The organism is Enterobacter sp. C6 (assembly GCF_008122455.1).
Taxonomy (GTDB): Bacteria; Pseudomonadota; Gammaproteobacteria; order Enterobacterales; family Enterobacteriaceae; genus Enterobacter; species Enterobacter pseudoroggenkampii.
Genome location: NZ_QPFW01000232.1, coordinates 1 through 23134, shown reverse-complemented (window position 1 = coordinate 23134; position 23134 = coordinate 1). Strand labels below are relative to the sequence as shown.

The window sequence follows — 23134 nt, the reverse complement described above, 5'->3', positions numbered from 1 at the left end:
TGCCAAAGAGATCACAAAAACCGGTCTGGCAGGGTATTGAAAAAGCATAAAAAAAGGCCCGCATTTGCGGGCCTTCTGATGCTGTTAGCAGCTCAAATTACAGAACGTCGATCGCGTTCAGTTCTTTGAAAGCCTGCTCCAGACGGGTCACCATGGACGTCTGGGCAGCGCGCAGCCATACGCGTGGATCGTAGTATTTCTTGTTCGGCTGGTCTTCGCCTTTCGGGTTGCCCAGCTGGCCCTGCAGGTAAGCTTCGTTCGCTTTGTAGTACTGCAGGATACCGTCCCATGTTGCCCACTGGGTGTCGGTATCGATGTTCATTTTCACTACGCCGTAGCTTACGGAGTCTTTGATTTCCTGAGCAGAAGAACCGGAACCGCCGTGGAAGACGAAGTTCAGGCTGTTGTGCGGCAGGTTGTGTTTCTTGGAAACGTATTCCTGAGAATCACGCAGGATGGTTGGGGTCAGAACCACGTTGCCTGGTTTGTAAACGCCGTGTACGTTACCGAAGGACGCTGCAATGGTGAAGCGTGGGCTGATTTTGCTCAACTCGGTGTAAGCGTAATCAACGTCTTCTGGCTGGGTGTACAGTGCAGAAGCGTCCATGTGGCTGTTGTCCACGCCGTCTTCTTCACCACCGGTGCAACCCAGTTCGATTTCCAGGGTCATGTCCATTTTGGCCATGCGCGCCAGGTACTTAGAGCAGATTTCGATGTTTTCGTGCAGTGACTCTTCAGACAGGTCGATCATGTGAGAAGAGAACAGTGGCTTACCGGTTGCCGCGAAGTGTTTTTCACCCGCGTCCAGCAGACCGTCGATCCACGGCAGCAGTTTCTTCGCGCAGTGGTCAGTGTGCAGGATAACTGGAACACCGTAGTGCTCAGCCATCTGGTGAACGTGGTGCGCACCAGAGATAGCGCCCAGGATTGCAGCACCCTGAGGAATGTCAGTTTTCACGCCTTTACCTGCGATGAACGCAGCGCCGCCGTTAGAGAACTGAACGATAACTGGAGCTTTAACTTTAGCAGCAGTTTCCAGTACGGCGTTGATGGAGTCGGTACCCACGCAGTTAACTGCTGGCAGAGCGAAGTTGTTTTCTTTAGCTACCTGGAACACTTTCTGTACGTCATCACCAGTGATAACGCCAGGTTTTACGAAATCAAAAATTTTAGACATGTTGCTTAGTCCTGTATCTTCGGCCGTTAGAAAAGGTGCGAGCTCTTAAAAGCGCGCTGAAAATTGGGCAGGTTTCCCTGCCCTTGAATGGCTTACTTCTTAGCGCGCTCTTCGAGCATTGCTACTGCTGGCAGTACTTTGCCTTCCACGAATTCGAGGAATGCGCCGCCACCAGTGGAGATGTAGGAGATCTTGTCAGCGATACCGAACAGGTCGATTGCTGCCAGGGTGTCACCACCGCCTGCGATAGAGAACGCTTCGCTGTCTGCGATAGCGTTAGCAACGATTTCAGTCCCTTTGCGGAAGTTCGGGAATTCGAACACGCCTACCGGACCGTTCCACAGGATAGTTTTTGCGTTTTTGAGGATTTCAGCCAGTTTCTGTGCAGAAACGTCGCCCAGGTCCAGAATCTGCTCTTCATCTTTGATGTCGTTTACAGACTTCAGAGTCGCGGTTGCGGTTTCGGAGAACTCGGTCGCGACGCGAACGTCAGTTGGAACCGGGATATCGCAGGTGCTCAGCAGGCGTTTGGCTTCGTCAACCAGATCTGCTTCGTACAGGGATTTACCCACGTTGTGGCCCTGAGCGGCAACGAAGGTGTTCGCGATACCACCGCCAACGATCAGCTGGTCAGCGATTTTAGACAGGGAATCCAGAACGGTCAGTTTGGTAGAAACTTTAGAACCACCAACGATAGCCACCATTGGACGAGCAGGTTCTTTCAGTGCTTTACCCAGCGCTTCCAGTTCGTCAGCCAGCAGAGGACCGGCACACGCTACGTCTGCGAATTTACCGATACCGTGGGTTGACGCCTGCGCGCGGTGAGCCGTACCGAAGGCATCCATCACGAATACGTCGCACAGTGCAGCATATTTTTTGGACAGGGTCTCGTCGTCTTTCTTTTCGCCTTTGTTGAAGCGAACGTTTTCCAGAACAACCAGTTCACCGGCTGCAACGTCAACGCCGTCCAGGTAATCTTTCACCAGGCGAACCGGGTTGGACAGTTTGTCTTTCAGGTAATTAACCACTGGCAGCAGAGAGAACTCTTCGTTGTACTCGCCTTCAGTTGGACGACCCAGGTGGGAGGTGACCATCACTTTCGCGCCCTGCTTCAGAGCCAGTTCGATGGTTGGCAGAGATGCACGGATACGCGCGTCGCTGGTCACTTTGCCATCTTTAACCGGTACGTTCAGATCGGCACGGATGAAAACGCGTTTACCAGCCAGATCCAGATCGGTCATCTTAATTACAGACATGGTGAATCCTCTCGTTGATTCTTAAAGTTTTGCAGACGCACAATGCGTCTTACCTGAAACCTTGAGCGGCCATTGCTAACGTGGTGTCGAGCATTCGGTTAGCAAAGCCCCATTCGTTATCACACCAGACCAGCGTCTTGATAAGGTGTGCACCACTAACCCTCGTTTGCGTGCCATCAACGATGGCGCTGTGCGGGTCGTGGTTAAAATCTACTGAGACCAACGGTAATTCCGTATAGTCAACTATACCATGAAATGCCCCCTGTGCCGCTTTTTGCAGCAACAGGTTGACTTCACAGGCTTTTACCGGTTTTTTCACCGTCACGCTGAGGTCGATCGCGGTGACGTTGATCGTTGGAACACGCACGGCAATCGCTTCAAACCGGTCATTAAACTGCGGAAAAATTCGGGTGATCCCTGCCGCCAGTTTCGTATCCACCGGAATGATTGACTGGCTCGCCGCGCGAGTGCGTCGTAAATCCGGATGGTAGGCGTCGATAACCTGCTGATCGTGCATGGCGGAGTGAATCGTGGTCACGGTGCCGGATTCAATGCCATACGCATCGTCTAACAGTTTGATGACCGGAATAATGCAGTTGGTGGTACAGGAGGCGTTGGAAACAATGCGGTGTTCGGCCTGCAGCTCATGCTGGTTGACGCCAAACACGACGGTCGCGTCGAGGTCGTTACTGCCGGGATGAGAAAACAGGACTTTTTTCGCGCCGGCAGCCAGATGCGCTTCGCCATGTTCGCGGTTGCCGTAGACACCGGTACAGTCAAGCACCACATCCACACCCAGTTCACGCCAGGGTAGCCCGGAGATGCTGTTCTCATGCAGCACACGAATAGCGTCGTCACCCACAAAGAGCTGATCTCTTTCCTGGCGCACATCCCAGGCAAAGCGTCCGTGGCTGGTGTCATATTTCAACAAATGCGCCATGCCCGTAGCATCCGCCAGTTCATTGATTGCCACCACGGTTATTTCCGCCCGACGTCCGGATTCATACAAAGCACGAACCACATTACGTCCGATGCGACCGAAGCCATTAATCGCTACGCGTACGGTCATAGATCTCCTGCAAAGCAATCCCTGAGTTTGAGGTGGCTGAAAGAGTAATCCAGCTACGCCCGAAGGGGAATCCTTGCTGTCACAAACTGCGATTGATTGGTCAATTGTCGAACATTTAATCGACTGAAACGCTTCAGCAAGAATAAGCGAATCGGGGAATAAAAGGAATGTCTGTCCAGATGAATAAGCGAGCTATATGACTTGCGTCACATTTTAGGTGGAATAATTTACGGCGAGGTAAAAGCAAAACGGTAACCGAGAGGTTACCGTTTTTAGTGTTTGCACCCTCTCCCGGTGGGAGAGGGCTGGGGTGAGGGCATCAGCCCGCACCGTACAAACAATTACAGCAGTTCTTTCGCTTTCGCGACAACGTTCTCAACGGTGAAGCCGAACTCTTCGAACAGCAGCTCTGCCGGAGCAGACTCACCGAAGGTGGTCATACCGACGATAGCGCCGTTCAGGCCCACGTATTTGAACCAGTAGTCAGCGATACCCGCTTCCACTGCCACGCGAGCGGAAACCGCTTTAGGCAGCACGGATTCACGGTAAGCGGCATCCTGCTTGTCGAACGCGTCGGTAGACGGCATGGAGACCACGCGCGCCTTCACGCCTTCGGCAGTCAGTTTTTCCCACGCTGCCACAGCCAGTTCAACTTCAGAACCGGTGGCGATGAAGATCAGCTCTGGCTGGCCCGCGCTATCTTTCAGCACGTAACCACCGCGAGCGATGTTCGCCAGCTGCTCAGGGGTACGCTCCTGCTGCGCCAGGTTCTGACGGGAGAGGATCAGCGCGGTTGGACCGTCCTGACGCTCAACGCCGTATTTCCACGCTACCGCGGATTCAACCTGGTCACACGGACGCCATGTGCTCATGTTCGGGGTCACGCGCAGGGAAGCCACCTGCTCTACCGGCTGGTGAGTTGGACCGTCTTCGCCCAGACCGATGGAGTCGTGGGTGTAGACCATCACCTGACGCTGTTTCATCAGCGCGGCCATACGCACGGCGTTACGTGCATATTCAACGAACATCAGGAAGGTAGAGGTGTACGGCAGGAAACCACCGTGCAGGGAGATACCGTTGGCAATCGCAGTCATACCGAATTCACGTACACCGTAATGGATGTAGTTACCGGCAGTATCTTCGTTGATTGGCTTAGAACCGGACCACAGGGTCAGGTTAGATGGTGCCAGGTCAGCGGAGCCGCCGAGGAATTCAGGCAGCAGAGGACCGAACGCTTCAATCGCATTCTGAGACGCTTTACGGCTCGCGATTTTAGACGGGTTCGCCTGCAGCTTAGCGATGAACTCGTTCGCTTTCGCGTCGAAGTCAGACGGCATGTCGCCTTTCATACGACGGGTGAATTCAGCCGCTTCCTGCGGGAACGCTTTCGCGTAAGCAACGAACTTCTCGTTCCAGGCCGCTTCTTTCGCCTGGCCCACTTCTTTTGCATCCCACTGAGCGTAGATCTCAGATGGGATTTCGAATGCAGGGTGTTTCCAGCCCAGCGCTTCGCGGGTCAGTGCGATTTCCGCGTCGCCCAGCGGCGCGCCGTGGGAGTCGTGCGTACCCGCTTTGTTCGGTGAACCGAAGCCGATGATGGTTTTGCACATCAGCAGGGACGGCTTGTCCGTCACCGCGCGCGCTTCTTCTACTGCACGTTTAATCGAGTCAGCATCGTGGCCATCAACGCCACGCACAACGTGCCAGCCGTAGGCTTCGAAACGTTTAGCGGTGTCGTCGGTGAACCAGCCTTCAACGTGACCGTCGATGGAGATACCGTTGTCGTCATAGAACGCAACCAGTTTGCCCAGCTTCAGGGTACCTGCCAGGGAGCACACTTCGTGAGAAATGCCTTCCATCATGCAGCCGTCGCCCATGAACGCATAGGTGAAGTGGTCAACGATGTCGTGACCAGGACGGTTGAACTGCGCCGCCAGCGTCTTCTCAGCAATCGCCATACCCACAGCGTTAGCAATACCCTGACCCAGCGGACCAGTGGTGGTTTCTACGCCAGCGGTGTAGCCCACTTCCGGGTGACCTGGAGTTTTAGAGTGCAGCTGACGGAAGTTTTTCAGCTCTTCAATTGGCAGATCGTAGCCGGTGAGGTGCAGCAGGCTATAGATCAGCATAGAGCCGTGGCCGTTAGACAGTACGAAACGGTCGCGGTCAGCCCATGACGGGTTCTGCGGGTTGTGGTTCAGGAAATCGCGCCACAGGACTTCGGCGATATCAGCCATACCCATAGGGGCCCCTGGGTGGCCGGATTTGGCTTTCTGTACTGCGTCCATGCTCAGCGCACGAATAGCATTAGCAAGCTCTTTACGTGAGGACATTTTAACTCCAGATCGGACTGTTAAAGGCCATGCCCTTGACGACAGCGCGTTTTGGGCTACGCCGGAAAAAAGTGCCAACAATGTAACCCAAGCCGCAAGTCATGTACATGGAGCATTCTTTTGCTTGTTAAGAAATCTCTGGATCATGCTCGCATGTTGCGCAATCTGCTCGCCCGGCTCTGTCGATATTCCTTATACTTAGCCCGACACCGGCTTCGCTGACGGTGCACTTTTCGGATTTTATTCAGATTAACGAGTACGGAAGCAACCTCATGAAAATGCGTGCAATAGTGCTGGCCCTGGGTACAACGCTCCTGCTGAGCGGCTGTCAGAATATGGATTCTAACGGTCTGATGACGTCAGGCGCAGAGGCCTTCCAGGCCTATTCCCTGAGCGATGCGCAGGTGAAAGCGCTGAGCGACCAGGCCTGTAAAGATATGGACGGAAAAGCCACGCTTGCGCCGGCTAACAGTACCTACACGCAGCGTCTGAATAAGATTGCTTCTGCGCTGGGCGATAACATCAACGGCCAGCCGGTGAACTACAAGGTGTACATGGCGAAAGACGTGAACGCCTTCGCGATGGCGAACGGCTGCATCCGCGTCTATAGCGGGCTGATGGACATGATGACCGACAACGAAGTGGAAGCGGTCATCGGCCATGAAATGGGCCACGTTGCCCTGGGCCACGTGAAGAAAGGGATGCAGGTTGCTTTAGGCACTAACGCCATCCGCGCTGCGGCGGCCTCAGCGGGTGGTATCGTTGGCAGCCTGTCGCAGTCGCAGCTTGGCGACGTGGGTGAAAAGCTGGTTAACTCCCAGTTCTCCCAGCGTCAGGAGTCCGAAGCGGATGATTACTCCTACGATCTGTTGCGCAAACGCGGCATTAATCCATCAGGTTTAGCCACCAGCTTTGAAAAACTGGCCAAACTGGAAGCGGGACGTCAAAGCTCCATGTTTGACGATCACCCTGCCTCAGAAGAGCGCGCACAGCATATTCGCGACCGTATGGCTGCAGACGGAATTAAATAATTTTACCGGGAGGCATATTTGCCTCCCTTTTATTTCGCATGAATTGTTAACTTAACAGCACGTATCGATAACACCCCTGAAAGCCCCGCCAAATCAACGTTATCATATTGAAATGTCTGGTCACATAATTATTGCAAAGGTCACTTTTTCCGGTAATTATCACTTCCGCAGTTATTCAAATTAATATATCCAGACAGAGACGTTCCCTCCGTGAAAAAAGAATTATCATTAATTGCTTTAAGTTTATTTGCCGCATTACCTGCCGCTGCAAGCCAGCAATCCGACAGTCAGGGTTTTATTGACGACAGCCATCTGGATCTGTTTTTACGCAATGCCTATATCAGCCGCGACTACCATCAGGGCCAGCAGGACAAAGCCGAATGGGGTCAGGGGATCATCGCCACGTTTGCATCCGGCTATACCGAAGGGCTGGTGGGCTTTGGTGTGGACGGTATTGCTCAATACGGCGTGCGCCTGGACGGCGGCCGGGGCAAAAGCGGCGCAGGCGGCATCGACTTCTTTAAACAGGAAGATGATGGCCGGGCAAAATCCGATCTGGCAAAGTTTGGCGCTACCGCCAAAATGCGCATATCGAACACCGTGCTGAGCTACGGGAATCAGCGTCCTGAGCTGCCTATCATCAATGCCGACAGCTCCCGTCTGCTGTTTGAAAGCTACACCGGCGCTATGTTGACCTCAAAAGAGATCGACGGTCTGGAAATCAACGCCGGTTACTTCACCGACGAGCAGCGTAAAAGCGATGACCGCCACGACAGCGGGCTGAAGAGCCTCTCCTTCGGCGGCGCAAGCTACCAGTTCAACGACCAGTTCAGCGGCGCGCTTTACGCTTCTCATAATGAAGAGGTGATGAACAAGCAGTATCTGGGCCTGAACTTCAAACAGCCGTTCAGCACCGGGCAGCAGCTGGTGCTCGACTTCAACGGCTATAACTCCCGTCTGGACCAGGGTTACGCTGACAGCCTCGACACGGGCCGCAGCAACACCATCTGGAGCCTGGCGGCGAGCTACATCTGGGATATTCACACGTTCAAAGTGGCCTACCAGCAGAGCAGCGGCAGCACCGGCTACAACTATGGCGGCTATCGCGACCAGGGCGGCGTGGGTGACGGCGGTAACACCATCTGGCTGGCGAACTCCTACTGGTCTGATTTTAACGGCGAAGATGAACGTTCCTGGCAGGCATCCTACGGTCTGGACTTTGGCGGCCTTGGTTTACCGGGCCTGAGCTGGACCACCGCCTACGTGCGCGGCGATAACATCAAAACCGCTGAAACCAGCAACGGTAAAGAGCACGAGTGGTTTAACCAGATCCAGTACCAGGTGCAGGATGGCCCGGCGAAGGATCTGAAACTGAAACTGCGCTACTCCGTGCTGCGCGTCTCAAGCAACGCCAGCGACTATAACGTGGGCGGGGACGAAATCCGCGCTTACGTGGAATACCCGTTTAACGTGTTCTAAAGGCAATAAAAAACCTCTCCATGGAGAGGTTTTTTTCACGCCAGGAGAGGCTTATTCGCCTTTTTTGGCAGCCTGGATGTAGAGCATTTCCAGTGCCAGGGTCGCTGCGGCCAGCGCAGTGATTTCGGACTGGTCATACGCAGGCGCCACTTCCACCACGTCCATCCCGACAATGTTCAGATCCTTCAGGCCGCGTACCAGCTTGATGGCGCGGTCTGAGGTCAGGCCGCCGATCACCGGCGTACCGGTACCCGGTGCAAATGCCGGATCCAGGCAGTCGATGTCGAAGGTCAGATACACGGGCATATCACCCACGATCTGCTTCACCTGCGCGAGGATGTCATCCACGCCGCGATCGTTAACCTGGCCCGCATCCAGCACGGTGAAGCCGTTATCTTTGTCGAACTCAGTGCGAATACCGATCTGCACGGAGTGGTTCGGGTCGATCAGACCTTCGTTCGGCGCGGTGAAGAACATGGTGCCGTGGTCAAACTCACAGCCGTTCGCGTAGGTGTCGGTATGCGCATCAAAGTGTACCAGCGCCATTTTACCGAAGTGCTTCGCGTGGGCGCGCAGCAGCGGCAGGGTCACGAAGTGGTCGCCGCCGAAGGAGAGCATGCGCTTACCGGCAGCCAGCAGCTTCTCGGCGTGGGCCTGCAGCTTTTCGCTCATCTCACGCGCGTCACCAAAGGCATACACCAGGTCACCGCAGTCCACCACGTTCAGGCGCTCGCGCATGTCGAAGTTCCACGGGAAGCGGTTATGCTCCCAGGCCAGGTTAGTGGAAACCTGACGAATCGCCGCCGGGCCGTGACGACCACCCGCACGGCCAGATGTTGCCATATCGAACGGCACGCCAGTGATCACCCAGTCCGCGTCGCTGTCGTACGGCTGGAAGTTCATTGGAAGGCGTAAAAAACCAAACGCGTTAGATACCAGAGAGTTATCGTACTGATGACCTAAAGTGCTCATGTCCTGACCTCTTTTAAAGTCGATACATTAAAAACAGATGAAAAAAAATCCCCTCCGCGTCGTTAAACCCGACGAGGAAGGGATTGATTCGTAAATCGCTTATTGGGGCGAATTATCGCCGGTAATGCATACGGGTTCAAGTGAGTATAGGGCATTGTGCGAGCTGATGCCCTCACCCGACCCTCTCCCACAGGGAGAGGGAGGTTTTCCTACTCGTCTTCCAGGTAGGTGTACCCGTACAGACCCGCTTCAAACTCTTCCAGGAATTGCTGCTGCAGCGCATCGTCCAGCCCGGTGTTTTTCACCTGGTCGCGGAACTGCGTCAGCAGGGTTTTCGGATCCAGCTGAACGTATTCCAGCATGTCCGCCACGGTATCCCCTTCGTCAGACAGCTCAACTTCCACGCTGCCGTCAGGGAAGACAAACACGTCAACCGCCTCGGTATCACCGAACAGGTTGTGCATGTTGCCGAGGATCTCCTGATACGCGCCGACCATAAAGAAGCCCAGCATCGGCGGGTTCTCCGGGTCGTACTCCGGCATTGGCATCGTCGTTGCGATACCGTCGCCGTCAACGTAGTGGTCGATAGCACCGTCGGAGTCACAGGTGATGTCCAGCAGCACCGCGCGACGTTCCGGAGCGTGGTTCAGCCCTTCCAGCGGCAGAACCGGGAACAGCTGGTCGATACCCCAGGCATCCGGCATTGACTGGAACAGCGAGAAGTTGACGTAAATCTTATCCGCCATACGCTCCTGCAGCTCGTCGATAATCGGACGGTGCGCACGGTTGCTCGGGTCGAGCTGTTTCTGCACTTCATGGCACATGTTCAGATAGAGCTGCTCCGCCCACGCGCGCTCCTGCAGGCTGAAGGTGCCTGAGGAATACCCCACGTGGATGTCATGCAGGTCCATCTGGCTGTCGTGCAGCCATTCGCGCAGGGAACGACGCGTGCCCGGCTCGTGCATTTCCTGCCAGGTTTCCCACATGCTTTGCAGGGAGCGCGGGGCATCGTCTGCCGGAGGCGTCGCTTCGGTGATTTCGCTACGCTCAACGCCGATGATGTTAGAGACCAGCACCGTATGGTGCGCGGTGACCGCGCGGCCGGATTCGGTGATTACCGTCGGGTGCGGCAGGCCGTTCTCTTCACAGGCATCGCCGATCGCCCAGATGATATTGTTCGCGTATTCGTTCAGGCCGTAGTTCACGGAGCAGTCCGACTGCGAGCGGGTCCCTTCGTAGTCCACGCCCAGGCCGCCGCCCACGTCGAAGCACTGAATGTTCACGCCAAGCTTGTGCAGCTCAACGTAGAACCGCGCGGATTCACGCACGCCGGTGGCGATGTCGCGAATGTTGGCCATCTGCGAGCCGAGGTGGAAGTGCAGCAGCTGAATGCTGTCGAGACGACCGCGCTCGCGCAGGATTTCCACCAGCTGCAGCACCTGGTTCGCCGCCAGGCCGAACTTGGATTTTTCGCCGCCGGAGGACTGCCATTTACCGGAACCCTGTGACGCCAGACGCGCACGCACGCCAAGGCGTGGCACCACGTTTAGACGCTCGGCCTCTTCCAGCACGATGGCGATTTCGGTCATCTTTTCGATAACCAGATAGACCTTGTGGCCCATCTTCTCGCCAATCAGTGCCAGACGAATGTATTCACGGTCTTTATAGCCGTTACAGACGATCACCGAACGGGTCATGCCCGCATGCGCCAGAACCGCCATCAGCTCCGCTTTGGAGCCAGCCTCCAGCCCCAGCGGCTCGCCGGAGTGGATCAGGGATTCAATCACGCGGCGGTGCTGGTTTACCTTGATTGGGTAAACCAGGAAGTAGTCGCCTTTATAGCCGTAGGACTCACGCGCGCGCTTGAAGGCGGCGTTAATAGAACGCAGGCGATGTTGCAGGATCTGCGGGAAGCAGAACAGTGCAGGCAAACGCTGGCCCTGAGCTTCACGGGCTTTCACCAGTTTAGCAAGGTCCACGCGCGCTTCAGGGACGTCCGGATCCGGGCAGACGCTGATGTGGCCCAGTTCGTTGACGTCGTAGTAGTTATTGCCCCACCAGGCAATATTGTAAGTGCGCAGCATTTTGCTGGCTTCCTCGGAGCTCATCGCAACCTCCTGCATAGAACGTAGTACACCCTGTTCGCCCGCTGACGAAGGCGAAAAAGAAGACATGTCGTCAGACATAGCGAACCTCAACTCTTTGTATTAAGTGTAAAACAGTTGACTACTATCGCAGCGTTATACGGCGATAACAACCCATAAACGGCTCCGTTTCCCAGCAGAGTATGCTGAAATCCAGACCGTGCGACCGGTTTCTTATTCATATCATTGTAAAACACGTATCCGAACTCTGTATGACAAGGTTCGGCGAAACCACGAGAAAACTCTTGTATTAACAAGAGCGCCCTTGTTCAGTTTTCACAAAGCGTGACCGGCCCTGGAATCCTGAGAAGCGCCGAGATGGGTATAACATCGGCAGGTTTGCAGACTAGAAATGCGGGTTGCGGGAATCAAATACGCGCCAGAACGGCTGCGCTGAATTAGCGGAAAACGATGGTTCATTATCTCGTATCACCTCCACGGCCGCCTCTGCTGAAACGGACCCCAAGCCAAAGCTAAAAGTTCACTGCTTAACCCGGCTGGAAGTGGCGACACGATGAGTTCATCGAGCGCTTATTTTATATGAGCCGCGCGCCGCGTTTTATACCGAGAAGGGGGCTAAAAAGCAAAACAAAAATGCGCGTGTTGCCGGGGCCGTCAGGAATTATTGCCAGCAGCAATTTCAACTGAGTGAGAGGTTAGTCAAAAAAAACTGGAAATCGGGCGAAGAAGTGACCTAAAATAGCCATCCAGATGTTAATCCATCTATACTGATTAACACTCATACTGCCAGTGTCAAAAACCTGCAGGCCTTGGTAGAATTATCTCCTTTGGCTATTCCACACAGCAGCTTGAGCTAACCAAATTCCTCTTAGGTGAAATAAAACATGGCAAAACACCTGTTTACGTCCGAGTCCGTATCAGAAGGACATCCTGATAAAATTGCTGACCAAATCTCCGATGCGGTGCTGGATGCGATCCTGGCGCAGGATCCAAAAGCGCGCGTAGCGTGTGAAACCTATGTCAAAACCGGCATGGTTCTGGTTGGCGGTGAGATTACCACCAGCGCATGGGTTGATATCGAAGAGATCACCCGTAACACGGTGCGTGAGATCGGCTATGTGCATTCTGATATGGGCTTTGATGCCAACTCCTGCGCGGTACTGAGCGCGATTGGCAAACAGTCTCCAGACATCAACCAGGGCGTTGACCGTGCCGATCCGCTGGAACAGGGCGCGGGCGACCAGGGTCTGATGTTCGGCTATGCAACCAACGAAACCGACGTGCTGATGCCAGCACCGGTCACCTACGCACACCGTCTGGTGCAGCGTCAGGCTGAAGTGCGTAAAAACGGCACCCTGCCGTGGCTACGCCCGGATGCGAAAAGCCAGGTCACTTTCCAGTACGACGACGGTAAAATCGTTGGTATTGACGCGGTGGTTCTGTCTACCCAGCACTCCGAAGATATCGATCAGAAATCCCTGCAGGAAGCGGTGATGGAAGAGATCATCAAGCCGGTTCTGCCGACAGAATGGCTGAGCTCTGCAACCAAATTCTTCATCAACCCAACCGGACGCTTCGTTATCGGCGGCCCAATGGGTGACTGCGGCCTGACCGGTCGTAAAATCATCGTTGATACCTACGGCGGCATGGCGCGTCACGGTGGCGGTGCGTTCTCCGGTAAAGATCCGTCTAAAGTTGACCGTTCTGCGGCGTACGCTGCACGTTATGTGGCAAAAAACATCGTTGCCGCCGGCCTGGCTGACCGCTGTGAGATCCAGGTTTCCTACGCTATCGGCGTGGCTGAACCAACCTCCATCATGGTTGAAACCTTCGGTACTGAAAAAGTGCCTTCAGAACAGCTGACGCTGCTGGTGCGCGAGTTCTTCGACCTGCGTCCATACGGCCTGATTCAGATGCTGGATCTGCTGCACCCAATCTACAAAGAAACCGCAGCATACGGTCACTTTGGTCGTGAACATTTCCCATGGGAAAAAACCGACAAAGCCGCCCTGCTGCGTGAAGCTGCCGGTCTGAAGTAATCGACTGACATCGCCTTTAAAAGGCCAGCCTTCGGGCTGGCCTTTTTTTATGTTTGAAACCGATTACACCATGCCAAATATATCCCGCTTTCAGAATAATCTCTTTGCCTGATCGCCTTTCTTCTGCTGTTACATTTCATTTCAGTTAAGTCCGAAATTCTAACAAACGCGATGCGCATCACCTCGTTTACCTCTATATTTTCAAAGCTTTAATTATTTTTACGGTTCCACGTTAGTGTAACCGATTACACCTATGTGATTAATCTCACATATTTTTACGAGTCACTCACCTACCCTTTACATCAATAAAACTGATAACCCAACTGGAGGGCATAATGCCTGACAATAAAAAACAGGGGCGTACGTCCAACAAGGCGATGACATTCTTCGTCTGTTTCCTCGCCGCCCTGGCAGGATTACTTTTTGGCCTGGATATCGGCGTGATTGCCGGTGCATTGCCTTTCATCACTGACGAGTTCCAGATCAGCGCTCACACCCAGGAGTGGGTGGTCAGCTCCATGATGTTTGGCGCTGCCGTTGGGGCCGTCGGCAGCGGCTGGCTCTCCTTCAAGCTCGGGCGTAAAAAGAGCCTGATGATCGGCGCGATCCTGTTCGTTGCCGGTTCACTCTTCTCTGCCGCAGCGCCTAACGTTGAGGTTCTGCTGGTTTCACGCGTGCTGCTTGGTCTGGCCGTGGGCGTGGCGTCCTATACCGCCCCGCTTTACCTGTCTGAAATCGCGCCGGAGAAAATCCGCGGCAGTATGATTTCGATGTACCAGCTCATGATCACCATCGGTATCCTGGGCGCGTACCTTTCCGATACCGCGTTTAGCTACAGCGGCGCATGGCGCTGGATGCTCGGCGTGATCATCATCCCGGCCATCCTGCTGCTGATTGGCGTCTTCTTCCTGCCGGACAGCCCGCGCTGGTTCGCTGCAAAACGTCGATTCCACGATGCTGAACGCGTGCTGCTTCGCCTGCGCGATACCAGCGCGGAGGCAAAAAACGAGCTGGAAGAGATCCGCGAAAGCCTGAAGGTCAAACAGTCCGGCTGGGCGCTGTTTAAAGAGAACAGCAACTTCCGCCGTGCGGTGTTCCTTGGCGTGCTGCTGCAGGTCATGCAGCAGTTCACCGGGATGAACGTCATCATGTACTACGCGCCAAAAATCTTTGAGCTGGCGGGTTATACCAACACCACCGAGCAGATGTGGGGGACCGTCATCGTGGGTCTGACCAACGTGCTGGCGACCTTTATCGCCATCGGTCTGGTGGACCGCTGGGGACGTAAGCCAACCCTGACGCTGGGCTTCCTGGTGATGGCGGCCGGTATGGGCGTCCTCGGTACCATGATGCATGTGGGCATTCACTCCCCAACCGCCCAGTACTTTGCGGTAGGCATGCTGCTGATGTTTATCGTCGGGTTTGCGATGAGCGCCGGTCCGCTGATTTGGGTGCTGTGCTCGGAGATCCAGCCGCTGAAAGGGCGTGATTTTGGTATCACCTGCTCTACCGCAACAAACTGGGTTGCCAACATGATCGTCGGCGCAACGTTCCTGACCATGCTCAATACCCTGGGCAACGCGAACACCTTCTGGGTCTACGCCGGTCTGAACATCTTCTTTATTGTGCTGACCATCTGGCTGGTTCCAGAAACCAAACACGTTTCGCTGGAACATATTGAACGTAACCTGATGAAAGGTCGTCCTCTGCGCGAAATCGGCGCTCACGACTAATTATCTTGCGGGAGGCGCCTCTTGCGCCTCCCCGCTTCGCGCTTTATGCTCTGCCCCTATGAAAGCACCCCGTCTCCCCATCGCCATTCAGCAGGCCGTTATGCGCAGCCTGCGGGAAAAACTCGCCCAGGCGAACCTGAAGCTCGGTCGCAATTATCCTGAACCCAAACTCGTCTACCAGCAGCGTGGAACCTCGGCCGGTACCGCCTGGCTCGAGTCGTATGAGATCCGCCTTAACCCGGTGCTGATGATGGAAAACCAGCAGGCGTTTATCGAGGAAGTGGTACCGCACGAGCTGGCACATCTGCTGGTGTGGAAACACTTTGGCCGCGTCGCGCCGCATGGAAAAGAGTGGAAGTGGATGATGGAGGCAGTGCTCGGCGTTCCGGCACGCCGTACCCATCAGTTCGAGCTGGAATCGGTGCGCCGCAATACCTTCCCCTACCGCTGCCAATGTCAGCAGCACCAGCTTACCGTCCGTCGCCATAATCGCGTGGTGCGCGGCGAGGCGACCTACCGCTGCGTCAAATGCGGCGAGCCGCTGGTTGCGGAATAATCATCTGAACTTTCAGGAACTTTCCTGATCTGACTGATTGCATACAGGAACAACATTCGTTACGTTGCGGGCTCGTTTTGACACGGAGTGTAAGATGTCCCGTAATTTTTCTCTCGCGGTCGCCTTTCTGACGACGGCGCTCTCAGGCCATGCTCTGGCCGACGGTATCAACAGTTTTTCCCAGGCCAAGGCCGCAGGCGTGAAGGTGAACGCCGACGTGCCGGGCGATTTCTACTGCGGCTGTAAAATTAACTGGCAGGGTAAAAAAGGGGTCGTTGACCTTGAGTCCTGCGGCTACAAGGTGCGTAAAAACGAAAACCGCGCCAGCCGTATTGAATGGGAGCATGTCGTTCCGGCCTGGCAGTTTGGCCACCAGCGCCAGTGCTGGCAGGATGGCGGACGTAAAAACTGCGCCAAAGATCCGGTGTATCGCCAGATGGAAAGCGATATGCATAACCTGCAGCCTGCCGTGGGTGAAGTGAACGGCGACCGGGGTAATTTCATGTACAGCCAGTGGAACGGTGGCGAAGGCCAGTACGGCCAGTGCGGTATGAAGGTTGATTTTAAAGAGAAAGTCGCCGAGCCCCCTGCCCGCGCGCGCGGCAGCATTGCCCGCACCTACTTCTATATGCGTGACCGTTACGACATCAATCTCTCCCGCCAGCAGACGCAGCTGTTCAACGCCTGGGACAAGCAGTACCCGGTGACGGAGTGGGAATGCCAGCGCGACGAACGTATCGCCAGAGTCCAGGGGAATCACAACCCTTACGTCCAGCGGGCTTGCCAGGCGCAAAAGAGCTAACCTACACTACGGCAATTCGCTTATATCGCATGACACATGGAATTTCTGACTATGCGCATTCCCCGCATTTACCATCCTGAACTGATTACCGCAGGCCGCGAAATCGCCCTGTCTGATGACGCTGCCAACCACGTTGGCCGCGTGCTGCGCATGGGCGCAGGTCAGGCAATACAGCTGTTCGACGGCTCGAACCAGGTTTTCGACGCGGAAATCACGCGGTCTGATAAAAAAAGCGTACACGTTAACGTCCTGCGTGGCGAAGTGGACGACCGGGAATCACCGCTGCACATCCATCTGGGCCAGGTGATGTCGCGCGGCGAGAAAATGGAGTTCACCATTCAGAAATCCATTGAACTGGGTGTAAGCCTCATTACGCCACTTTTTTCTGAACGCTGTGGCGTTAAACTGGATGCGGAACGTCTGAACAAAAAGATCCAGCAGTGGCAGAAAATTGCCATTGCGGCTTGCGAACAGAGTGGCCGCAACCGTATTCCGGAGATCCGCCCGGCGATGGATCTGGAGGAGTGGTGTGCAGAAGAGGACAGTGGGCTGAAGCTCAATCTTCATCCGCGCGCCAGCGCCAGCATCAATACGCTGCCCCTGCCCGTTGAGCGCGTACGCCTGCTGATTGGCCCCGAAGGCGGCCTGTCGGCGGACGAAATTGCGATGACGGCACGTTACCAGTTTACTGATATTCTGTTGGGACCTCGCGTTCTGCGCACTGAGACAACGGCACTCACGGCCATTACCGCGCTACAGGTACGGTTTGGCGATCTGGGTTGAAGCATTAACGGAGAAGAACATGATCAAGCTCGGCATCGTGATGGACCCCATCGCAAACATTAACATCAAGAAAGATTCCAGCTTCGCCATGCTGCTGGAAGCGCAGCGTCGCGGCTATGAACTCCACTATATGGAGATGAACGATCTTTACCTGATTAACGGTGAAGCCCGCGCCCGCACCCGCATCGTTAACGTCGAGCAGAACTACGACAAATGGTACGAATTCGACACCGAGCAGGACATTGCCCTGGCCGATCTCAACGTCATCCTGATGCGTAAAGATCCGCCGTTCGACACCGAATACATCTACTGCACCTATATTCTCGAACGCGCTGAAGAGAAAGGCACGCTGATCGTCAACAAGCCGCAGAGCCTGCGCGACTGCAACGAGAAGCTCTACACCGCCTGGTTCTCTGACCTGACGCCGGAAACCCTGGTGACCCGCAGCAAAGCGCAGCTGAAGGAATTCTGGCAGAAGCACGGCGATATCATCATGAAACCGCTGGACGGCATGGGCGGCGCATCGATTTTCCGCGTGAAAGAGAGCGATCCGAACATTGGCGTGATTGCCGAAACGCTGACCGAACTGGGCACGCGTTACTGCATGGCGCAGAACTATATTCCGGCGATCAAAGACGGCGACAAACGCGTTCTGGTGGTGGATGGCGAACCGGTTCCTTACTGCCTGGCGCGTATCCCGCAGGGTGGCGAAACCCGCGGTAATCTGGCCGCCGGTGGCCGCGGCGAGCCGCGTCCGCTAACCGAAAGCGACTGGGAAATTGCCCGCCGCGTTGGCCCGACGCTGAAAGCCAAAGGTCTGATCTTCGTCGGACTGGATATCATCGGCGATCGTCTTACCGAAGTGAACGTCACCAGCCCGACCTGCATTCGTGAAATTGAAGCGGAATTCCCTGTCTCAATCACCGGCATGCTGATGGACGCTATCGAAAAGCGTTTACAAAAATAACCTAACAATACTATTAGTGACAGCGCCTGAGTTTGTCCCCATACTGGGCGCTGTCGCTTTTTAAACCAGGAAACAGTACCTCTGACAATGAATTTACAGCATCACTTTCTTATTGCCATGCCTGCTCTCCAGGACCCGATTTTTCGCCGCGCCGTGGTTTATATTTGTGAATACAATGAAGACGGCGCGATGGGCATTATCATTAATAAACCGCTGGAAAATCTTCAGGTTGAAGGGATTCTGGACAAGCTGAAAATCCCGGCTGAAGCGCGACTGCCGGAAATCCGGCTTGATAAGCCCGTGATGCTGGGTGGACCTCTTGCAGAAGATCGCGGTTTTATCCTGCATACGCCGCCGGTATTCTCTTCCAGCATTCGCATCTCCGACAAGACCGTTATCACGACCTCGCGTGACGTGCTCGAAACGCTGGGCACCGCAGAGCAGCCTTCTGAAGTGCTGGTGGCGCTGGGCTATTCGTCGTGGGAGAAAGGCCAGCTTGAGCAAGAGATCCTCGATAACGCCTGGCTCACCGCCCCTGCGGACATGAATATCCTGTTTAAAACCCCTATCGCCGATCGCTGGCGTGACGCGGCAAAGCTGATTGGCATTGATATCCTGACCATGCCTGGCGTAGCGGGGCACGCCTGATGAGCGGAACGCTTCTTGCCTTCGATTTTGGTACTAAAAGCATTGGCGTCGCCGTGGGGCAGCGCATCACCGGTACCGCGCGTCCGCTTACGGCCCTGAAGGCCAACGACGGCACGCCGGACTGGAACCTCATTGAGCGCCTGCTCAAGGAGTGGCAACCGGATGACGTGATTGTTGGGCTGCCGCTGAACATGGACGGTACCGAACAGCCGCTGACCGCCCGGGCGCGTAAGTTCGCCAACAAAATCCATGGCCGCTTTGGCGTCTCCGTGAAGCTGCACGACGAGCGTCTGAGCACCGTCGAAGCGCGCGCGGGTCTGTTTGAGCACGGTGGCTTCCGGGCGCTGAACAAAGGCAGCGTCGACTCCGCTTCTGCCGTTATCATCCTCGAAAGCTATTTCGAGCAGGGCTTTTAAGCACAGGGGCCTACAGCCGCCCCTGCGCCCGTCTCTCCGCCAGGCTCTGGTCAAAGTTCTGCATACCTGCCTGCTGACCGGTTTGAATGATGCCGGGCAGTTGCCACGTTTTCCCTTCACGAATGAGATTCGCCGCCGCTGCAGTGTTCACCAGCAGCTCATACAGCGCGACGCGCCCGCCCTGTAGATCGGGAAGCAGCTTTTGCGCCAGCACCGCCCGCAGGCTGCCGGCCAGCTGGTTACGCACCGGATCTTTCTCCTGCGCCGGGAACGTATCGACCAGCCGTTCAATCGCCTGCGATGCCCCGCGCGTATGCAGCGTCGCCAGCACCAGATGCCCGGTCTCCGCCGCCGTCAGCGCCAGGCGGATCGTTTCGCTGTCGCGCAACTCCCCAAGCAGAATCACGTCCGGATCCTGGCGTAAGGCACCGCGCAGCGCTTCTGCAAATGACGGGCTGTGCTGGCCTATCTCCCGCTGCTGGATCAGACAACGCTCGCTCCGGTAGATAAACTCCACCGGATCTTCAAGCGTGAGGATATGGCCATCAGCATGGCGGTTAAGAAAATCGACCATCGCCGCCAGCGTAGTTGATTTACCGCTGCCGGTTGCTCCTGTCACCAGAATCAGTCCGGCATCATTGGACAACAGTTCCGGGATTGCCCGCGGCGCGCCCAGCGAAGCGAGCTGCGGGCAGGTACGCGGCAACAGCCGGAGCGTTACAGAGATACCGCTCATCTGCTTAAAGGCACTGCCGCGCAGACGCTGGCCTCCCGCCACCGTCACGGCAAAATCCACCTGCCCGCTGGCCCACCATATCCCCTGCTGCTCATCATTGAGCCACGCTTTTAACAACGCCCCAACGTCGGGAGGAGGAAACGGTGCCGGCTCAAGGCGGCCTGTTCTGCGCCAGCGGGGTGGCGAATCACTGCACAGGTGTAGATCGGAGACGTTATGCTTTACACTAAGGGCCACAATTTCTTCCACATCCATAGACTACTCCTCGGAAAATGAACGACATTGCGCATAACCTGGCACAGGTCCGGGACAAAATCTCAGCCGCAGCAACGCGTTGCGGCCGGGCTTCAGAAGAAATTACCCTGCTTGCAGTCAGCAAAACCAAGCCTGCGAGCGCCATCGCAGAAGCGATAGCGGCAGGCCACCGGGCGTTTGGTGAAAACTACGTGCAGGAAGGCGTGGATAAAATTCGCTACTTCCAGGAACAGGGGAAGACGGATCTGCAGTGGCACTTTATTGGCCCGCTGCAGTCGAACAAAAGCCGTCTGGTGGCAGAGCACTTCGACTGGTGTCACACCATCGACCGTCTGCGTATTGCGACACGTCTGAACGACCAGCGTCCGGCAGAGATGCCAGCGCTTAACGTGCTGATTCAGGTCAACATCAGCGACGAAAACAGCAAGTCCGGCATTGCGCTGAGCGAGTTGGACGCGCTGGCCGCAGAGGTGGCCGAACTGCCGCGCTTAACCCTGCGCGGGCTGATGGCCATTCCGGCGCCTGAGTCAAGTTATGAAAGGCAGTTTGCCGTGGCACAGCAAATGGCTGTAGCATTTGAGGCGCTTAAAGCGCGCTATAACACGGTAGACACGCTTTCTCTGGGCATGTCGGATGATATGGAAGCCGCCATCGCGGCAGGCAGCACTATGGTGCGCATCGGCACGGCAATTTTCGGTGCGCGCGACTACTCAAAATAATAAGGAAACCTGAGGAACGCCATGAAGACGTTGACTTTCCTGCTCTCAACTGTGCTTGAGCTGTATACGATGGCGCTTTTGCTGCGCGTCTGGATGCAGTGGGCCCGCTGTGATTTTTACAATCCGTTCTCGCAGTTTGTCGTGAAAATCACGCAGCCTGTTGTCGGACCATTGCGCCGTATTATCCCGGCCATGGGCCCCATCGACAGTTCGTCTCTGCTGGTGGCGTTTATTCTGAGCGTTATCAAAGCGATCGTGCTGTTTATGGTCATCACCTTCCAGCCGATTATCTGGATTGCTGCGGTCCTGATTCTGGTCAAAACCATCGGTCTGCTTATTTTCTGGGTGCTGCTGGTGATGGCCATCATGAGCTGGGTCAGCCAGGGGCGAAGCCCGGTGGAGTATGCTTTGATTCAGCTGGCAGAGCCGCTGCTGCGTCCAATCCGTAACCTGCTCCCGTCTATGGGTGGCATCGACTTTTCCCCGATGATCCTGGTTCTGCTGCTCTATGTGGTCAACATGGGGATCGCTGAGCTGTTACAGTCCACGGGCAATATGCTGCTGCCGGGGCTGTGGATGGCGCTATGAGTGCAGTAAGCACCTGCGCTGACGGGCTGGTTTTACGGCTGTATATTCAGCCAAAAGCCAGCCGTGACGGTATTGTTGGGCTGCATGGCGACGAGTTAAAAGTCGCCATCACCGCCCCGCCGGTTGACGGCCAGGCGAACGCGCATCTGACTAAATATCTGGCAAAACAGTTTCGCGTCGCCAAAAGCCAGGTCATCATTGAAAAAGGTGAACTTGGGCGACATAAACAGGTAAAAATCCTTAATCCGCAATCTATCCCGACGGAAGTCGCGGCTCTGACAGAACAGGACTAAACCATGCAGAAAGTTGTTCTCGCGACCGGCAACGCCGGTAAAGTGCGCGAGCTGGCCTCGCTATTAAATGATTTTGGGCTGGACGTGGTCGCCCAGACCGATCTTGGCGTGGAGTCCGCCGAAGAGACGGGGCTGACGTTTATCGAAAACGCGATCCTGAAAGCGCGCCACGCCGCGCAAATTACGGGCCTGCCCGCAATTGCCGACGACTCTGGCCTGGCCGTGGATTTTCTCGGCGGCGCGCCGGGGATTTACTCCGCGCGCTACTCCGGCGTTGACGCCACCGACCAGCAGAATCTCGAAAAGCTGCTTGTCGCCCTGAAAGACGTACCGGACGAGCAGCGCACCGCGCAGTTCCACTGCGTACTGGTCTATCTGCGTCACGCGGAAGACCCTACGCCTATCGTCTGCCACGGCAGCTGGCCGGGCATGATTACCAGTGAAGCGGCTGGCAACGGCGGCTTTGGCTACGACCCGATTTTCTTTGTCCCGACCGAGGGCAAAACCGCTGCGGAACTGACCCGCGAAGAGAAAAGCGCGATTTCCCACCGTGGACGCGCGCTGAAACTGTTACTGGAAGCACTGCGTAATGGCTAATTTGCCGCCTCTGAGTCTTTATATTCACATCCCGTGGTGCGTGCAGAAATGCCCGTACTGCGATTTCAACTCGCACGCGCTGAAGGGCGAAGTGCCGCACGATGATTACGTTGCGCATCTGCTGGCCGACCTGGACGCCGATGTACCTTACGCACAGGGACGTGAAGTTAAGACCATTTTCATTGGTGGCGGTACGCCGAGCCTGCTTTCAGGCCCGGCGATGCAGACGCTGCTGGACGGCGTGCGTGCGCGCCTGAACCTGGCAGCGGATGCTGAAATTACGATGGAAGCCAACCCCGGCACCGTTGAGGCCGACCGTTTTGTCGACTATAAGCGCGCGGGCGTAAACCGCATCTCCATCGGCGTGCAGAGCTTTAGCGAACCGAAGCTAAAACGTCTTGGGCGCATTCACGGCCCGGAAGAGGCGAAGCGCGCGGCAAACCTGGCGACCGGGCTTAATCTTCGCAGCTTCAACCTCGATTTGATGCACGGCCTGCCGGATCAGTCGCTGGAAGAGGCGCTGGATGACCTGCGCCAGGCGATCGAACTGAACCCGCCGCACCTGTCGTGGTACCAGCTC

23 protein-coding genes are annotated in these 23134 nt (G+C 55.7%); 15 read left to right on the top strand and 8 right to left on the bottom strand.

Annotation, left to right across the window (positions count from 1 at the left end):
- Window positions 1–97: 97 nt before the first annotated feature.
- The 4 genes from fbaA to tkt form a co-directional block, all read right to left on the bottom strand.
- Complete coding sequence (fbaA, locus tag DOU50_RS15200; RefSeq protein ID WP_008499731.1) at window positions 98–1177, bottom strand: class II fructose-bisphosphate aldolase; 1080 nt, start codon at window positions 1175–1177, stop codon at window positions 98–100.
- A gap of 92 nt (window positions 1178–1269) precedes the next feature.
- A complete protein-coding gene (pgk, locus tag DOU50_RS15195) occupies window positions 1270–2433 on the bottom strand; it encodes a phosphoglycerate kinase (protein WP_024906565.1) in 1164 nt (387 codons plus the stop codon).
- Between the two features lie 49 nt (window positions 2434–2482).
- Complete coding sequence (gene epd / locus DOU50_RS15190; RefSeq protein WP_023333324.1) at window positions 2483–3502, bottom strand: erythrose-4-phosphate dehydrogenase; 1020 nt, start codon at window positions 3500–3502, stop codon at window positions 2483–2485.
- 341 nt (window positions 3503–3843) lie between these two features.
- Window positions 3844–5835 carry a transketolase gene (gene tkt, locus DOU50_RS15185; protein ID WP_148769684.1) on the bottom strand — a complete coding sequence of 664 codons (1992 nt, stop codon included), beginning with the start codon at window positions 5833–5835 and terminating at the stop codon, window positions 3844–3846.
- A 272-nt stretch (window positions 5836–6107) separates the two neighbouring features.
- Between tkt and DOU50_RS15175 the strand changes: the two genes are divergently transcribed.
- Together DOU50_RS15175 and DOU50_RS15170 are read left to right on the top strand one after the other, a co-directional pair.
- Window positions 6108–6866 carry a M48 family metallopeptidase gene (locus DOU50_RS15175; protein WP_021242066.1) on the top strand — a complete coding sequence of 253 codons (759 nt, stop codon included), beginning with the start codon at window positions 6108–6110 and terminating at the stop codon, window positions 6864–6866.
- A 210-nt stretch (window positions 6867–7076) separates the two neighbouring features.
- On the top strand, window positions 7077–8345 hold the full coding sequence (locus DOU50_RS15170; RefSeq protein WP_148769683.1) for an OprD family outer membrane porin: 1269 nt from the start codon (window positions 7077–7079) through the stop codon (window positions 8343–8345).
- Window positions 8346–8396: 51 nt separating this feature from the next.
- Here DOU50_RS15170 and speB read toward each other — a convergent pair whose 3' ends face one another.
- From speB to yqgB, 3 genes are all read right to left on the bottom strand, one after another.
- Complete coding sequence (gene speB, locus DOU50_RS15165; protein WP_008499737.1) at window positions 8397–9317, bottom strand: agmatinase; 921 nt, start codon at window positions 9315–9317, stop codon at window positions 8397–8399.
- Window positions 9318–9526: 209 nt separating this feature from the next.
- On the bottom strand, window positions 9527–11503 hold the full coding sequence (gene speA / locus DOU50_RS15160; protein ID WP_024906561.1) for a biosynthetic arginine decarboxylase: 1977 nt from the start codon (window positions 11501–11503) through the stop codon (window positions 9527–9529).
- Window positions 11504–11511: 8 nt separating this feature from the next.
- Window positions 11512–11643, bottom strand: a complete 132-nt coding sequence (gene yqgB, locus DOU50_RS15155; RefSeq protein WP_127312443.1) for an acid stress response protein YqgB — start codon at window positions 11641–11643, stop codon at window positions 11512–11514.
- A gap of 663 nt (window positions 11644–12306) precedes the next feature.
- Here yqgB and metK point away from each other — a divergent pair.
- The 8 genes from metK to ruvX all read left to right on the top strand — a co-directional run bounded on the left by metK (window position 12307) and on the right by ruvX (window position 19366).
- Window positions 12307–13461: a methionine adenosyltransferase gene (gene metK / locus DOU50_RS15150; protein WP_010435443.1), complete on the top strand. Its 1155-nt coding sequence runs from the start codon at window positions 12307–12309 to the stop codon at window positions 13459–13461.
- A gap of 335 nt (window positions 13462–13796) precedes the next feature.
- Window positions 13797–15194, top strand: coding sequence for a galactose/proton symporter (gene galP / locus DOU50_RS15145; protein WP_024906560.1), 1398 nt, complete (start codon window positions 13797–13799; stop codon window positions 15192–15194).
- A 58-nt stretch (window positions 15195–15252) separates the two neighbouring features.
- Window positions 15253–15750: a SprT family zinc-dependent metalloprotease gene (locus tag DOU50_RS15140; protein ID WP_032650144.1), complete on the top strand. Its 498-nt coding sequence runs from the start codon at window positions 15253–15255 to the stop codon at window positions 15748–15750.
- Between the two features lie 94 nt (window positions 15751–15844).
- Window positions 15845–16552 (top strand): deoxyribonuclease I, encoded by a 708-nt coding sequence (gene endA, locus DOU50_RS15135; RefSeq protein WP_148769682.1) that lies wholly within the window; start codon window positions 15845–15847, stop codon window positions 16550–16552.
- 51 nt (window positions 16553–16603) lie between these two features.
- Window positions 16604–17335: a 16S rRNA (uracil(1498)-N(3))-methyltransferase gene (rsmE, locus tag DOU50_RS15130; RefSeq protein WP_024906558.1), complete on the top strand. Its 732-nt coding sequence runs from the start codon at window positions 16604–16606 to the stop codon at window positions 17333–17335.
- A gap of 19 nt (window positions 17336–17354) precedes the next feature.
- Window positions 17355–18302, top strand: a complete 948-nt coding sequence (gene gshB / locus DOU50_RS15125) for a glutathione synthase (RefSeq protein ID WP_148769681.1) — start codon at window positions 17355–17357, stop codon at window positions 18300–18302.
- Window positions 18303–18389: 87 nt separating this feature from the next.
- The gene (locus DOU50_RS15120; RefSeq protein WP_032645077.1) at window positions 18390–18950 is read left to right on the top strand and encodes a YqgE/AlgH family protein; all 561 of its coding nucleotides are present in this window, start codon (window positions 18390–18392) and stop codon (window positions 18948–18950) included.
- Complete coding sequence (gene ruvX / locus DOU50_RS15115; RefSeq protein ID WP_021242076.1) at window positions 18950–19366, top strand: Holliday junction resolvase RuvX; 417 nt, start codon at window positions 18950–18952, stop codon at window positions 19364–19366. The genes DOU50_RS15120 and ruvX overlap by 1 nt, the downstream gene beginning before the upstream one ends.
- Before the next feature lie 10 nt (window positions 19367–19376).
- On the opposite strand, the gene DOU50_RS15110 is transcribed toward ruvX, so the two are convergent.
- Window positions 19377–20357 (bottom strand): type IV pilus twitching motility protein PilT, encoded by a 981-nt coding sequence (locus DOU50_RS15110; protein ID WP_061714497.1) that lies wholly within the window; start codon window positions 20355–20357, stop codon window positions 19377–19379.
- Between the two features lie 17 nt (window positions 20358–20374).
- On the opposite strand from DOU50_RS15110, the gene DOU50_RS15105 reads away from it, so the two are divergent.
- The 5 genes from DOU50_RS15105 to hemW form a co-directional block, all read left to right on the top strand.
- The gene (locus tag DOU50_RS15105) at window positions 20375–21076 is read left to right on the top strand and encodes a YggS family pyridoxal phosphate-dependent enzyme (RefSeq protein ID WP_024906555.1); all 702 of its coding nucleotides are present in this window, start codon (window positions 20375–20377) and stop codon (window positions 21074–21076) included.
- 21 nt (window positions 21077–21097) lie between these two features.
- Complete coding sequence (locus DOU50_RS15100; RefSeq protein ID WP_024906554.1) at window positions 21098–21664, top strand: YggT family protein; 567 nt, start codon at window positions 21098–21100, stop codon at window positions 21662–21664.
- Window positions 21661–21957 carry a DUF167 family protein YggU gene (gene yggU, locus DOU50_RS15095; RefSeq protein ID WP_008499758.1) on the top strand — a complete coding sequence of 99 codons (297 nt, stop codon included), beginning with the start codon at window positions 21661–21663 and terminating at the stop codon, window positions 21955–21957. Before DOU50_RS15100 ends, yggU begins: the two co-directional genes overlap by 4 nt.
- Before the next feature lie 3 nt (window positions 21958–21960).
- Entirely contained in the window at window positions 21961–22554 is a 594-nt protein-coding gene (locus DOU50_RS15090) for an XTP/dITP diphosphatase (RefSeq protein ID WP_148769680.1), read from the top strand.
- Window positions 22547–23134, top strand: a 588-nt coding sequence (gene hemW, locus DOU50_RS15085; RefSeq protein ID WP_148769679.1) for a radical SAM family heme chaperone HemW, incomplete at its 3' end; no start/stop codon positions are given. The genes DOU50_RS15090 and hemW, both read left to right, overlap by 8 nt.

Coding starts and splice junctions, on each gene's coding strand:
- endA (WP_148769682.1), top strand. CDS start 15,845: ATGTCCCGTAATTTTTCTCTCGCGGTCGCCTTTCTGACGACGGCGCTC.
- epd (WP_023333324.1), bottom strand. CDS start 3,502: ATGACCGTACGCGTAGCGATTAATGGCTTCGGTCGCATCGGACGTAAT.
- ruvX (WP_021242076.1), top strand. CDS start 18,950: ATGAGCGGAACGCTTCTTGCCTTCGATTTTGGTACTAAAAGCATTGGC.
- tkt (WP_148769684.1), bottom strand. CDS start 5,835: ATGTCCTCACGTAAAGAGCTTGCTAATGCTATTCGTGCGCTGAGCATG.
- metK (WP_010435443.1), top strand. CDS start 12,307: ATGGCAAAACACCTGTTTACGTCCGAGTCCGTATCAGAAGGACATCCT.
- fbaA (WP_008499731.1), bottom strand. CDS start 1,177: ATGTCTAAAATTTTTGATTTCGTAAAACCTGGCGTTATCACTGGTGAT.
- gshB (WP_148769681.1), top strand. CDS start 17,355: ATGATCAAGCTCGGCATCGTGATGGACCCCATCGCAAACATTAACATC.
- yggU (WP_008499758.1), top strand. CDS start 21,661: ATGAGTGCAGTAAGCACCTGCGCTGACGGGCTGGTTTTACGGCTGTAT.
- DOU50_RS15110 (WP_061714497.1), bottom strand. CDS start 20,357: ATGGATGTGGAAGAAATTGTGGCCCTTAGTGTAAAGCATAACGTCTCC.
- DOU50_RS15090 (WP_148769680.1), top strand. CDS start 21,961: ATGCAGAAAGTTGTTCTCGCGACCGGCAACGCCGGTAAAGTGCGCGAG.
- yqgB (WP_127312443.1), bottom strand. CDS start 11,643: ATGAATAAGAAACCGGTCGCACGGTCTGGATTTCAGCATACTCTGCTG.
- DOU50_RS15100 (WP_024906554.1), top strand. CDS start 21,098: ATGAAGACGTTGACTTTCCTGCTCTCAACTGTGCTTGAGCTGTATACG.
- DOU50_RS15105 (WP_024906555.1), top strand. CDS start 20,375: ATGAACGACATTGCGCATAACCTGGCACAGGTCCGGGACAAAATCTCA.
- DOU50_RS15120 (WP_032645077.1), top strand. CDS start 18,390: ATGAATTTACAGCATCACTTTCTTATTGCCATGCCTGCTCTCCAGGAC.
- DOU50_RS15140 (WP_032650144.1), top strand. CDS start 15,253: ATGAAAGCACCCCGTCTCCCCATCGCCATTCAGCAGGCCGTTATGCGC.
- speA (WP_024906561.1), bottom strand. CDS start 11,503: ATGTCTGACGACATGTCTTCTTTTTCGCCTTCGTCAGCGGGCGAACAG.
- pgk (WP_024906565.1), bottom strand. CDS start 2,433: ATGTCTGTAATTAAGATGACCGATCTGGATCTGGCTGGTAAACGCGTT.
- speB (WP_008499737.1), bottom strand. CDS start 9,317: ATGAGCACTTTAGGTCATCAGTACGATAACTCTCTGGTATCTAACGCG.
- rsmE (WP_024906558.1), top strand. CDS start 16,604: ATGCGCATTCCCCGCATTTACCATCCTGAACTGATTACCGCAGGCCGC.
- galP (WP_024906560.1), top strand. CDS start 13,797: ATGCCTGACAATAAAAAACAGGGGCGTACGTCCAACAAGGCGATGACA.
- DOU50_RS15175 (WP_021242066.1), top strand. CDS start 6,108: ATGAAAATGCGTGCAATAGTGCTGGCCCTGGGTACAACGCTCCTGCTG.